General features: G+C 43.3%; 8 protein-coding genes. All 8 read left to right on the plus strand.

The features are described from left to right. The first annotated feature begins 180 nt into the window (after nucleotides 1-180). The 8 genes from HY960_00070 (at nucleotide 181) to HY960_00105 (ending at nucleotide 14724) form a co-directional block, all read left to right on the plus strand. Complete coding sequence (locus tag HY960_00070) at nucleotides 181-4188, plus strand: T9SS type A sorting domain-containing protein (GenBank protein MBI5214127.1); 4008 nt, start codon at nucleotides 181-183, stop codon at nucleotides 4186-4188. A 167-nt stretch (nucleotides 4189-4355) separates the two neighbouring features. Next, nucleotides 4356-4655, plus strand: a complete 300-nt coding sequence (locus HY960_00075; GenBank protein ID MBI5214128.1) for a hypothetical protein — start codon at nucleotides 4356-4358, stop codon at nucleotides 4653-4655. 644 nt (nucleotides 4656-5299) lie between these two features. Then, nucleotides 5300-6565 carry a T9SS type A sorting domain-containing protein gene (locus HY960_00080; protein ID MBI5214129.1) on the plus strand — a complete coding sequence of 422 codons (1266 nt, stop codon included), beginning with the start codon at nucleotides 5300-5302 and terminating at the stop codon, nucleotides 6563-6565. A 216-nt stretch (nucleotides 6566-6781) separates the two neighbouring features. After that, nucleotides 6782-9493, plus strand: a complete 2712-nt coding sequence (locus HY960_00085; GenBank protein ID MBI5214130.1) for a T9SS type A sorting domain-containing protein — start codon at nucleotides 6782-6784, stop codon at nucleotides 9491-9493. Between the two features lie 200 nt (nucleotides 9494-9693). Next, nucleotides 9694-10926 carry a PilT/PilU family type 4a pilus ATPase gene (locus tag HY960_00090; protein ID MBI5214131.1) on the plus strand — a complete coding sequence of 411 codons (1233 nt, stop codon included), beginning with the start codon at nucleotides 9694-9696 and terminating at the stop codon, nucleotides 10924-10926. A gap of 45 nt (nucleotides 10927-10971) precedes the next feature. Then, entirely contained in the window at nucleotides 10972-12582 is a 1611-nt protein-coding gene (locus tag HY960_00095; GenBank protein ID MBI5214132.1) for a hypothetical protein, read from the plus strand. 15 nt (nucleotides 12583-12597) lie between these two features. After that, nucleotides 12598-13482, plus strand: a complete 885-nt coding sequence (locus tag HY960_00100) for a hypothetical protein (GenBank protein MBI5214133.1) — start codon at nucleotides 12598-12600, stop codon at nucleotides 13480-13482. Nucleotides 13483-13503: 21 nt separating this feature from the next. Continuing rightward, nucleotides 13504-14724: a hypothetical protein gene (locus HY960_00105; GenBank protein MBI5214134.1), complete on the plus strand. Its 1221-nt coding sequence runs from the start codon at nucleotides 13504-13506 to the stop codon at nucleotides 14722-14724. Nucleotides 14725-14787 lie beyond the last annotated feature (63 nt).

Consider the following 14787-nt stretch of genomic DNA (forward strand, 5'->3'; position numbering starts at 1 on the left):
ATCTTTGAAGTTTTCTTGACATTTGATAAATAAGAGTTTATATTCACTTCATCAAAATCAGCAAATATTTTCCTGAATTTTCCTATCGCTGTTCTTTTGAATTTGATAATGATTTATGTTCCGATAGATTATGTACCTTCATTAATTCAATATTTCTTCATATTCATTCAAAGGTGACTTATGAAACATGTTACCATACTTTTACTCTCGATTCTTTGTGTGTCTTTATTCAACACAGCCGACGCACAAAAATTGACACAGGCTCAGTCAGCGATTGAGCAACAATTAAGCGCGGAGGAAAAAGCATCTGCCGAGTGGGCATTAACGGGGAAAGGGCAAAAACCTCTTCTCCCGCGCCATCAACCGATGGAAATCAAGCGCGGTGTGTATGACCCCGAATTTTCCGGAAGTCCTTACACGGAAAATCATTATTTCAAAAATTGGTTTGCACCGCACGAAGAGATAACAACGGAGTTACAACTCAACGCCTTCCGTCAGAATCAAAAATTGGCAGATGAAAAAGATGTTGAGAAAGAAACATTTGCTTCTTCAAGTAAATGGTCTCAAACCGGACCGTATGGAATGCGGGTATTAGGTTCAAGTCCCACAACATATTTTTCCGGCAGAGTTACTTCGATTGATTTTCATCCGACAAGCGGATTACACCTTACCGCCGGGAGCGGAGGGATGTTTGGTAAACCATTTCTCTTTTTCATTTTTCCTTTAGCAGACCAACTTCCGGCATTGACGGGAGGAAGCGTGAAAGTTCATCCCGATGACCCGGAGAGAATTTTTTTAGGAACGGGAGAATACAATCGCCGTCCGGGAACTGGCGTGTATCGTACAACAAATGGCGGTACCGATTGGACTCAGTTACCATTTACACCGACACCAACCGGAGTACAAAAAATTCTTGTTGCGCCTTGGAATTCCAGTCTTATCTTTGCCGCAACCGATGTCGGATTGTTCCGTTCCACGAATACAGGTGATTCGTGGACGAGAGTTACGACATGGGATTGTTCGGATGTTGCTTCAAGTCCCCTCGGCTCAATTATGCTTGCCGCAAGAAATGGTACCGGAGTTTATCGTTCAACCAACCAAGGACAGAATTGGACACAACTTACTTCCGGACTTCCGTCATCAAGCGTAGGGAGAATATCGCTTTGCATTGCTCCAAGTAACTATGTACGAGCGTACGTGCAGTTCGGAAAAAGTGATAATAAATTACTGGGAGTGTATCGGACTGATGATATTACTCTAACAACTCCTTCATGGACAAATATTTCTCCTTCTGCGAATTACATGCCCGGTCAAAGCGGGATTCACAATGCAATTACTGTTCATCCGACGAACTCAAGCATTGTGTGGGTTGGCGGTATCCGGCTGTTGCGTTCATCGAATGCCGGCGGAAATTGGACGGAGAAAGGAACTGATAACGGTCAGGTTCATGTAGACATCAAAACAATTTATTACCGACCGGGTGATTATCTTCTCTATGTCGGATGTGATGGAGGAATATTTTTTACAGACGACGAGGGTGACAACTGGAGTTCAGTGTTGAATCAACTTCTTCCAATCACTCAATTCTATAATGTTGGAGTTTCCAAGAATGATGACCGCGTGAAGTACGGCGGGTCTCAGGATAACGGAATTGCCGGTACGTCAACCGGCGCGCCTTCTTCCTGGGTGTTTAGCGAAGGAGGCGATGGAGTTGATGCAAATGTTGATTGGAGTGATGCTACTCAGATTTTTGCAACCAACGGAGTCTATAGCGCGCCGAATCCTGCATGGTTAAGGAAAAAGACGACCAACTCCGGTACTGATTGGAACGGAATGAATTCGGGAATCAGTGAAAGCACCCCGTGGGCTTCTATCTATGTTGAACAGGACCCGAGCCTTTCCAGTTGGTTGTATTCAAATGCAGGAAGTTATTTTTACTACAGCACCAACAGTGGAAGCGCTTGGGTGAGGATGAATAGTTCTGCGCTTTCGGGAAACACGAAACACACATCTTCCAATTCAACAGGAACATTTATCTATGGTTGTACCGATAACCTCAGTCAGCGACTGATGGGGTATCAATGGTCAGGAGGCACCCCAACGTGGACTCAAAGTAATATTTCTTCCGGACTTCCGAACAAGGAAATCAAACGGGTAAGCCCTTCGATGACGAACTCGTCGAGGGCGTATGCGCTAGTTACCGGAGTTGGGGATAATCAAAAAATATATCGAACAACAGACAGGGGAAGCAATTGGACTAATATTACAGGAGACTTGCCTGATGTTGCGGTCAATGACCTTGTAGAAAATCCAAACAACTCGAACATCTTGTATCTCGGAACGCAGACCGGCGCATATAAATCGGTTAATGGCGGAACGAACTGGTATCGTTGGAGTTCGGGAATGCCGGAGGCTCTTTGGTTGATTGATATGGAGTACGCTTTTTCCGGAAGCGGCGATTATTTAATTGCAGGGACTTTTGGTCGAAGTACGTTCGAGCGGAAAGCTACTGGTTACGATGCAATCTTTTCGCTGTCGAAAGCTGTCATAGATCTTGGAAAAATCGGAATCGGTCAACTTTATACGGATAGTTTTTATGTCCGAAATTTGGGAGACGACCCGCTCACTATTGCTTCAGCACGAACTCGTAATCAGGAACTTTCTGTTTTTCCGTATGACACTGTTATTATCCCTGCGAAGGAAAGTTTGTGGTATTATATATCATTCTATTCAAGTGTCGGGAGAGAAAACGAAGGTCGTTTCGATGGTCAAATCGAATTTGTCCACGATGGGGATGGTTCACCGACAACGCTCGGTGTCGCTGGATTTGTCGGAGATGATTACAAATTCCGTTCGTTTATTCCCGAAAGTTTGCTTGTCAAAAAAGAAGTGAAACGAAAAGCCGCGACGACTTCGTGGTGTTTTGACTTAGCAAACAGCGCACAAACCGGAGATGCGGCTGTGCAACTTCATGTCGAGTTCAAGCAGGCAGTCGTTGCATTGGATTCGTATTCTCCTTTCCAAACTGCAACTCGAGTTGACCGTTCAGGAAAAGTTTGGGAATTTTCGAACGGCTTGGTTCCCTTCGGAGAGAATATGTCTCTCTGTGGTCAATCAAAAGCAAAGACTCAGGAAATAAAAAAATGGTGGTGGGTCATCTACAATGAAACGCGAGATACAATGCGCGATGTGCATTACTCAACGTTACCCACTACAATTTCCACAGGAAATGAAATGCCCAACACGGCAAATTTGAGAAAAGAAATTTTCCTGCAGGCTCCTTTCAACAGGAACAATCCGATGTATATCGGGACACGTGAATTGAATTGGAAGACGCTCAAGGTCGCCTACGTTACATTCAAGACGGAGGGAGATTTGATAGGCTCACTCATGCCCGGAAGAAGCGGAAAAACGCACGACCAAACTCCACGCTGTTTTGATTATTATGATAATGGCAGGGAGATGCTCGGACCTATTAGTAAACTTATTCCCGATAAACAACGGAACAGTTTGTTTGCACAACTTATCGCTTTGAAGATAAATATATACGGAAGCATGTTAGAGAAAACGCCGGCAGGGTTCGGTGAATTGAAATATTATGACCCCGAGTCGCGGTATCATGGGTTGATGGTTAAGGAAATAGATTCGCTTGCAGATTATTTCATAACGTATTGTGACAGTTCAATGGTTGGAAGTGCGGCTGAACTTGATTCGGTATTGAAATTACTTAACGGCGCTTTTGTCGGTCCGTTCGATACAGTTTCATTCCATACAGGTAAATTAGTGTTGACCGGAGTGAAATCCATTGCCGAAGTTCCGTATTTAATGAGAGACCCGGCGATAACTCCGGTAACGATGATTCCTCAACCGTTCAACGAACAACCTGAGTCATTCTCACTTGAACAAAATTATCCGAACCCGTTCAACCCGACAACGACCATTGAGTTCTCGGTTCCGGAATATGCAAGTATAAGTTTGAGTGTCTTCAATATTCTTGGGCAGGAAATTGCGTCGCCGATTATTCAAGAAGAGTATGATGCCGGCACGCACGAAATTTCTTTCGATGCAAGTCAATTACCGTCCGGTATTTACTTCTACCGACTTGTGGGAGAGACTTTTGGTGATGCAGACGAAGGAATTGAAGCAACAACATTTTCAAGCATAAAGAAGATGGTCTTGATGCGGTAATCTTCAGAATTAAAAAAAGGCGACTCAGCAACGGGTCGCCTTTTTTGTTGACGTTCAGGTGAAGAACCGTTCATGACACATTTGTTTGCTGACATGCGTATTTGTAATTTGCGTGCGGTATGTATTTCAACCACCTGAAAAAATATAGTACTCCTCTACAGATATTCTTGACCTGTCTCTGTCTGGTTTCGATTCTGCTGAGCCCTGTCTCGTCATTTGATTCGACACTCCTTGAGGGGAACCATCATACCATCCTTCTTCCGGCAGAAAATATCCAGAGTGTGACGCTCTGGGAGAAACCGAAGAACAATGAGAAGGGGCCGACTCTCGAAATTTCATCTGCATATTTTACAGTTGAAACTGTCAGTTATTCGATAACAGCACAATCCGTGCTTTTTCATCCCACGGACGCGCAACGGCTCTCAACCCTGCTTCTCCAAACACAGCACGCTTCTACATCTCTCTAACATAATCCTTCTTTGTCTCTAACGTCTTGAGCAGCAACGGTCATCGTTGTTGCCTGAACGCGTTATTCTTTTTTTTACACATTCATTTGCGGGCGAAACTCGCTCTGCTGTAATATTTTATTTTTTTTAAGACAAGGACAGATTTATGGAACAACAACCCACGCAAGAAGAATCAAATTCAGTACTCCCATTTTTTCTTTTTCTCGGAGCGCTCGCGCTTTCAATAATTTATTTCATCATCAAATTCGTCGTTCTTTAATTGAAGGGAGCCACAGTGACAACTTCAGCATTAATCGTGATGCTTTCAGCATGGATACTTATCACGTACTATACAGTGAAGTTCTTCATCAAGGTATTGAAAAACCCAACACACCAGAGCGAAGAATAACAGGTACATCAAAATCAAAAGAAAGTAAAAGCCGTCTCCAATCTGGGGACGGCTTTTTTTATGTTTAAGATAAAAGGGATACCTATCAGTAGTAATTTGTTGTTTTCTGACCATATAATATTTGAAAAGTAACAACGATTCATCTACTTCTTGTAACAATATCAAAAAGGGGAGCTACCGTTCTTTCCATCAACACTTGTTCTACAAGACAACTTATTGAACTTCATTATTTAATAATCTTATGGAAAGAAATTTTATGAAAACTTTTTTACAACTATCAATTTTAAGTTTAACGTTTGTCTTTTCGGTACAATCTACCGGGTGGGAAACGGTAAACAGCGGGACAACGAAAATGCTGTTTTCTATTACTTCATTGGATGCGAATAGACTTATTGCAGTTGGCGCAGATGGGATGATACTCCGTTCGTATGATGGCGGGAACACGTGGATTCCCGACACAATCGGTGCGCCAACAAATTGGCTGTACTCTGTTGTTGCGTTGAATGAACGAAACATTTGGATATCAGGATGTGGAGGAACAATAATGTATTTTAACGGCTCTTCATGGTCGAAGCGTCCAAGCAATACGACGAACACATTAAACGGAATCAGTTTTTCTGACACGAATGTCGGATGGACTGTAGGACAACAAGGGACGATTTTAAAAACGACGGACGGCGGAAATTCATGGACTTCCCAGACAAGCGGGACATCAAAATGGTTGAATAATGTTCATGCGAGTGACACTGATAATGTTATTGCCGTTGGCGATTCGGGCGAGGTGCTACGTACAACAAATGGAGGAACGAACTGGACAAAAATACATTCCCGTACTAACGAGTGGCTCGGTGCAGTTTGTTTTACTTCAGCCAACCGGGGGTGGATTTCCGGTTCGGGTGGGACGATGCTTGAATTCATTGATACCAATTGTGCAACCTATCATACACACACTACCAAAGGAATCGTTGGTATGTCATTCACAAAACAGGGAAGAGGTTTCGGTGTGGGAGATAGCGGTGCAATTTTTCATTATAATGGAAGCAACTGGGTTCAACAAACGAGTCCGACCGGTAAATGGTTAAACGGTGTTCATGCCCGGTGCGATACGTATTTGTTAAAGGGGAACATGAATATGTACGCGTGGGCGGTGGGGCAGAACGGAACGATACTGAAGTATGTAGAAAATATTACCGGTGTTACCGAGGAGAAGAGTATTCCGAATCAATTTGAGTTACATCAAAACTACCCGAACCCGTTCAACCCGACAACGACCATCCGATTTGATTTATCTGAGGATGCAATTGTGACGTTGAAGATATACAACTCGCTCGGACAGGAAGTCGCTTCGATTCTTGACCGTGAAGAAATGTATGAAGGAGAACAGGAGGTTGACTTTGATGCCACATCCTTGCCTTCCGGAGTTTACATGTATCGCATTGTCGCCGAACGTATGAGCGATGATGATAAGGCAGTAAGCGGGCCAAACTTCTTCAGCGTGAAGAAGATGGTTTTGATGAAGTAATTTTTTGTCGAGAAGATACAAAGGCGACTCGGAAACGGGTCGCCTTTTGTTTTTATGCAGGTAAATTCAAAAAATTTCTTGTTTCTTATAAAACCGTTTCTTATAATTAGCCCCGTCACGTACCATGAAATTGAATCACATCAAACTTAATCTCCCTAAATCACTTGCCGCACTTGTGCGGTTCCACTCCCACATCATTATCACAAAGGATACACAATGAAAAAGTTCTACATTGTAGTTCTTGCTTGCGTCATGCTTTTCCCACTTATGGCGCTTGCACAAAATCTTGAAATACATGTCATCAACGTAGGTTGGGGCAGTTCTGTTCTTCTCCGGGGACCGGACGGCACAACCGTACTCATGGATGGAGGAAATACAGGAAAAGGAACGAACGAAATTGTTCCGTATCTCAATTCGATTGGCGTTACGACAACAACCGAGTTGAATTATATTATCGCAGGTCATCAACACTGCGACCATACCGGCGGACTTGATGAAGTCATCAATGCCGGCTACAACGTATTAAATAAAAACTATTACAACGGCTCATCCTATGCATCAACATGTAACGATGGTTATGCCGCCGCCGCGTTGACAACGACAGCGGGTGCGATTACTTCGATGCCGGTCGGAACACAAATTCTTCTCGGTAACGGAGCGAAAGCTACATGCGTTGCGCGCAACGGAAGTATCATTGGCGGCGGGAGTGTTTCTGTCTCTGATGAAAATGACCGCTCCATTGCAATTCTTGTTCAGTACGGTGGATTTGATTTTCTCTGGGCTTCCGATTTAGGCGGTGGTTCCGATGCTTGCACCGGTCGTTCGACTTCTCAGACGAATGTTGAGACAGCAGTTGTTCAGGCAATTTCTCCCGGCGGCGCGTCGCCTATGATTTCCTCCGGTGGTATTGATGTTCTTTTCTGTAACCATCACGGAAGTGAAAGTAGCACGAATCCGGATTGGATGAATCTTTCTCAACCGGCAGTCTCAGTTATTTCAACAGGCGCTGGACAGACATCGGGTTGGGATTTACCGCGTATTGATGTAGTAGAACATGTACTTCTTTCACAATCAACATCGTGTATTACAGCACCCGCTTCAGTTGTCTATCAAACAGAAGAGGGAAGTCCGACCGGCTCGCTAACAAGTTTTGCAGGATATTGCGTCGGCGATATCGTGATTTCGACAGATGGTGTCAGCACGTTTACTGTCAATGGTAATGGCGCTGTAACACAAGGTCCGAACGAAGTTGCGGCGGCAGGTTTACCACGTTCGTTCGCTCTTGATGATGCAGGCGGTCCGCCGGATACAACTCCTCCGGTTATTTCTAATGTTGCTTCAAGTGGAATTACTACCAGCGGCGCTACAATTACATGGACAACTGATGAAGCATCGAACTCTGTTGTTGAGTATGGATTGACGACGAGTTATGGAAGTACGACATCCAATGCCTCTAATGTAACAAGTCATAGCATCGGATTGTCTGGTTTAAGCGCAAGCACATTATATCATTATCGTGTAAAATCAACCGATGCGGCGAATAATACAGCAACGTCTGGTGATTTTACTTTCACCACAGATGCGCCACCGGCGGATGTTACTCCTCCTGTAATTTCCAATGTTCAATCATCGGGAATTACTACAACTGGGGCGACAATTACGTGGACTACAGATGAACTTTCAAATTCTGCAGTTGATTATGGCACTACGACTTCGTACGGAAGTACGAATTCAAATGCAACCAATGTAACGAGCCACAGTATTGGATTGAGCGGACTGACTGCAAATACTCTTTATCATTATCGAGTACGGTCAACCGATACCTCAAACAACACTGCAACCTCCGGTGATTTCACATTTACAACATTATCGAATTCGATTGCACCAATCGAAACATTTGCCGATGGAAACTTCACATCGAACCCGGCGTGGGGTGGAAATACCAGTGCGTTTCAGGTTGTTACAAGTAGTGATGTAGCCGCCGGTGCAACAGGCTCAAACACTCTTCGTTTGAATTACACCACAGCATCTTCCGGGACACGCTACATCAGAACACAGAGAACAGCAACATGGGGAACCTCACAATCATGGTCGTTCTGGATTGGTCGGAGAGCGCAAGCCGCTACCGCCGCAAACCATAGTCTCGTATGGCTCTGGGCGAATGGAACAAATTTGACTGCCTCGACAATTGATGGGTATCGCGTTCGTTTTGGAGATGATACAGGTGACGATAATATCGTTCTCCAGCGAGTTACCAATAATACGGCTACTGACATCATTACATCTTCCGGAACAGTTCCAAATGGATTGACTGATATCGGTTTCATGGTTCGTGTTACAAGAACCAGTGGTTCTGTCTGGACATTGTACACTTCAACATTACCGACGACGAGCGGAAGCGGTGATGTTGCAACGGCACAACCAACCGCGGTAAACACTTCAGTCAATCAAGGAAGTGTGACAAATTCAACCTACACAACATTCACGAACGGATATTTTGGATTCGCGGCAGTTCATTCATCAGGAGCCGATGCCCGTATCGGAGCTGAGTTCGACCAACTTTATTTCGATACCAATAGTTCTTCACCGCTGGCGAAATCCGAACTTGCAATTCCTGTTCAGGAATTTGTAGAATCAGTTCCACAATCGTTCCAGTTGTTTCAGAATTATCCGAATCCGTTTAACCCCACCACGACGATTCGTTATACGCTTCCCGCAGATGCATTTGTAACGCTGACTGTTCACGATGTGCTTGGTCAGGAAGTAAAACGGTTGGTGAGCGGGACAAACCAAGCCGGAATTCATGATGTCATGTTCGATGGAACATACTTATCGAGCGGAGTTTACTATTATAAAATTCAGGCAAGCCCGTTACATGACAACTCTGCACCGGTTATTCAGACAAAACGACTTGTATTAATGAAGTAACTCGTTGAGTTAATAAATACTTGTCATATTATGAGCCGACCTCAGCAGTGGGGTCGGCTTTTTTTAATTCTATGATTACAGTGTAAAATGAATGAAAGCAGATTTTCCTGCTATTTTGTTTTGACATTTTTATGAATTAATGCAAAAAAATGTGATGTAAGTATTGACAAACCCTAAAAAAATCTCTATATTTCTCCCCGATGAACGAAGACGCAATTTCAATTATCAAAGCCGTTGTCGAAAGCATTCCGCAGACTGCCTTCGGCGTTGAACGGCAAATGCTTATCGGTGACCTCATATCGAGGTTGTCACAAGAAGAACGGGTTTCCATGCGAGACTTAATGGAAAGTTATCTCCTTCGCATGTTTGAAATTGCCGCCTCCGATGTAGATTTAGGTGGCTATGGTTCGCAGGGGAGAGTATGGTACAGAATCCATGGTTCAAAGAAGCCGGATAAAACATTGCCGGAATTTACACATGACGAAGCGAACGTATTAATTCAGGCAATCTTACTTGACCGCCAACGACAATTCTTGTTCGAAAATCGAAATCTTGATTTCTCTTACATGATTATCAAAGAAGGAACGATGCGTCGTTTCCGTGCGGACGCGTATTTCGATTTAGACCAGATTGCACTGAACATGCGGGCGATAAATCAAAGTGTTCGTCCCTACAAATCGTATGAGTTTCACCCCAATCTTACAAAAGTTCTCAGTCTTGAACATACGAAAGAAGGATTGTGCCTCGTTACCGGAATTACAGGTTCCGGAAAAAGTTCAACGCTCGACGCCGTGATTGATGCAAACAATCACACGGTAGATGCTCATGTAGTCATCATTGCCTCGCCGATTGAATATGTTCATAAATCCGACCGGTGTATTATTCGCCATCGTGAAGTCGGACGTGATGTGATGAGTTATAAAGAAGGAGCGGTTCAAGCGCTTCGTCAGGACCCGGACATCATCATGATTGGTGAGTTACGTGATCCTGAAACAATCATGACCGCGCTGGAAATAACCGACTCGGGGCATAAGGTATTTTCAACTCTTCACACTTCATCAGCAGTAGAAAGTATTGACAGAATCATTGGTGAAACAAATGTGAATGAGCAAGAGCGAGTTCGGAATCGCCTGGCAGATGTTATTCGATGTGTTGTTTCCCAAAAACTTGTACCAAGCGTTGATGGAAAACGGGTGATGGCGAAGGAAGTTATGATTGCAACTCCTTCAGTTCGAGCCGCAATCAAAAATAATAACACAGGTGAAATTTACCAGATGATGTCTGAATCCAGTAATGATGGTATGGTCACCATGGAGCAAGATCTAAAGCGATTGTTCTTACAGCGAAAGATAACCTTAGAGACGGCAATCAACTTCGCGAACAACAAACGACGTCTCCAACAAATTCTTAATATCGTTCCACAAGGTGATTAATAATCACTTCTTTTTTGAAACAGAAACAATAGTGAGCAAACAAGTATGGCTTCATTAAAAAGCAATACCGCAATATCATTTTTTGTTGACGGACTGGAACTGAAGGTTGCAAAACTTTCTTCCAAGAAAGGTAGTATCGTTTTAGATGAGTTAGAGTCATTGACGCTTGCTACTCGTCTTGATGAAAACCGTTCCGGTGAATCAACCACGTTAGAACCCCAACAAGAACAAGCCGGCGATGGCTTCGGAATTGGCGGGGGCGATTTTCAAACAGACCTTCCCGGCGTTGACAATAATAGCGTCTTTCTTGGTGTGTTATCAAAACATCCTGTCGGAAAGTATGTTGTAAGTTATGCCATTTCAGAACCAAGTCTCTATTACCATACGTTTGAAACGGATTTCGGACTTCAAGGGAAAAAGTTAAAAAAACGAGTAATGGATGAACTGTCCGCCATTCGAAATGAAGTTCCCCCTGCCGATGCGATAGATTACTTCTATTCAACCGATAATAATCTTGTTTGTTTGATTCGGGAAGATGGACTTTCCATTATCGATATATTGGATGACATCAAACAATATACGGGAAAACGTTTGCCGCGAATTCCTTTGGTTGATAGTTCTGATGTTGCTCTGCTAAACTTAGCGCGGGCAAATTTTGGGTTCGCCCCGGAAGAGATTTCGGTAATTATTTATATCGGGAACGAATATACACGACTCATCTTTCTCAAAGGGACTGATTTCCTCCATTTTGCACCGGTGATTGGAGAAGGGTTCGATTCATCGAACATTCAGAATATCACACTCAACCGGCTTATGCTCGAACTTGATAATCTGGCGTTACCGCGAGTGGATAGAATTTTACTCGCAGGTGAATGTAAGAAAATACAGTTCGACGAATTTATTCGAGAACATTTTGCTGAGATAGATGTCCAGTTTCTGAGTGCGCCGTATGTTGATTCAACACAACTTTCCGCGGAAGTTCAGGAACGAATACCGGAATTTGCTGTCCCAATCGCAACTGCATGGAAAGCGCTCGACACGAAACACCCGGCATTTTATCAAACCAATGTATTACCTGAAACGATACGAGACGCTCAGCGTTCATTCAAACTTGGTTGGCATGGATATTTACTTCTGGCTGTAATTTTTCTTTCAACATTGTTCTTCACGTACCGATTCGGGACAGTAAAGAATGAAATTACAAGAGAGGAAAACACGATGCGACGGTTGCAACTCCAACTTGCAGAGGTGGACCGTTTGAAAAGCATCATCAAAGGTATTGATGGTGAAATTGACAGATTCAAAGTAGCAATGAATGTGTATGATTCGCTCGTTCCGGGGTATGACAGATGGACGAAGACAATTGAAACAATGGCGAACGGTGTTGAAGATATTCGTTCACTCTGGTTTACGGATGTCGGGTCAATGGATGATGGCGGGATTGAAGTGTCGGGGTATGCACTGTACCGAGCGCGTATCCCACGAATCTCAACCTTGTTTGAGAACACTACGTTGCGCCAAGTTATCATCGAACCGATTCGTGAAGATGCGCCGCAAGTGTACAAATTTAATTTCACTGCGCCACCGCCTCCGCCTCCAATGAAAGATACCTTGAAGGCTCTCACTGATTCAACAACTCTCCAACAATCGAAGTAGGAAGGTGAGGTTAGCATGAGTTATATCGTTAGAAATACAATCGTCTTAGGAGTCGTTCTCCTTATCATTGTCGGACTGGGAATCTATTTTACCATGGTTGCCTTGCCCAAAAAATTAGAAGTCGTAGATGCGGAAATCAAACGAATTGAAAACCTGCTTCAAAATACACCGGACCTTGCTAACGAGTATAATACTCGGGTAGCACATTTGGATTCGATGAAACACCGATGGAATACGCGAGACAAAGAGTTTCCACCGAAAGATATCAGTGGTCAAACATACGGATATTTTAATTCCATTATTGGTATGAGCGGTGAAGTGAAGATGAACATGATTTACAAAGGGGAGCGTGATTCGGGAAAATACGGATACAATGAATACAATCTGAAAGGCGAAGCGCTCTTTGGAAATTTCTATCGTTTCGTATGGTACATTGAAAACGGGTCACGGTTGTTTAAGGTAACGAGTCTGAAGTTCAGTGAAATGGAACGGAAAGATTCACTTGGCAATCACGTTCTCGTTTCCTATGAGATGGATTTGAACGCGTATTATTCGACAAATCCTGAATTGAATAAAGCGCCGACGGCACGGGCTGTTACGACTCCTCCATCGCTGGCGATGAATCCGATTTATCCTCTCATCATGAAGGAAATTCCGGAAATTAAACCGGATGAAATTGATATTCGTAGTTCCGATTTGAAAGCGGTGATTCCCGGGAAAGCATTTATTATTGACCAGGCAAATCGTGCGCGTGAACTTGTCGAAGGTGACCCTGTCTATCTCGGCAACGTAGTGAAAATCCTTCCGGAACTTGGAAAGATAGAGTGTATTTTAATTGAAGGCGGCGTTACAAGAACAGTCGATTTATATGTTCGACGCGGTGAATCTATTAACAAATAGTAATTTATTATTGGAGTGTCTATGAAACGACAACATATTATTTTTCTTTTTTTATTGAGTACTTTATTTGTCTCGCAATTGATGAGTCAACCACAACGTGACACACGCTCGAGAGTGAAAGGCTATTCCAGTCAACAGGAAATCGTGAATATGGATTCGACCACGAGGATGGACCAGGCATTGCTTGCATTGAGCGAGATGGCAAAAAAATTCGCGGGAAAATTTATTATTGACCTGGAAAAACGAACGAATCCTATTGGTATTGAAATTATCAACCAGCACTGGAAAGATGCTATGGAGATGATTCTTGACCAGAATCTTTTATGGTATCGTGAAGACCCGGAGTACATTCTTGTCATGACGGCAGACATGGCGAAAGCGTTGGAAGGAACTCAAACGATTGCGATTAAGAAACCAACGTTGGACAGTCGTGAAGTGTTGATTACAACAACATTTCTTTCTATTGATTTGAACAAATCAACCAATTTAGGAGTTGATTGGTCGTTTGCGTATGCAAACAATCAGGATACGTTCGGACTGGATATGTTTGGGTCAGCAGCGAAAAGAGCGTTTGATATAAGTTATAGCAGAGGAGAGAAAAAGGGAAGTTTTTCTTCACTTCTCCAGTTTTATTCCCAGAATGGAGTGGCGGATATTATCGCTTCACCACGCTTGTCCATTACCTCGGGAGATTCCGGCTACGCGCAAGTAGGTCAGGATATTTCCCTTCCACGTCGTGACATAGCGGCGGGTGGAAATATTTCTCAATCAGTTCAACAAATACCGACAGGAACAATCGTTCGGGTAAAACCGGAAATCATCCGTGAAGACACAATTGATTTTATCTGGATTGATTTGTTTATCGAACGGAGTTTTGCAATCACTACCGGAGAACTTCCGATTATTGATAGAAACAAAACTCAAACAAAATTGTTATTGATTGACGGTGAAGAAGCGTTCATCAGCGGTTTGTATTACAACGAAGAGGCAAAAACGCGAACAGGAATTCCTTTCTTAAAAGACCTGCCTCCGTATGTATTCGGTTTACGATATATTTTCGGAGCTGACGAGACTTCGGTGAAACGAAGGGAACTTGCAATTCTTATCAAAGCCGAAATTCTTCCTTCGCTGAGTGAACGCCATGCGAAACGGGGAATTCAGCCTTCCGTGTTAGAGAAACTGAGAAAAGGTTTTGAAAAAGATATTGACCGACTCATTCCTAAGCGCGAAGGTGACAACTGATTTGCTGCCACACATCGAACAATTTTTTTTTATTGAATTAACTCAATGATTGTTGAACATCAA

Source organism: Ignavibacteriota bacterium (assembly GCA_016212665.1).
GTDB lineage: Bacteria > Bacteroidota > Ignavibacteria > UBA10030 > SZUA-254 > FW602-bin19.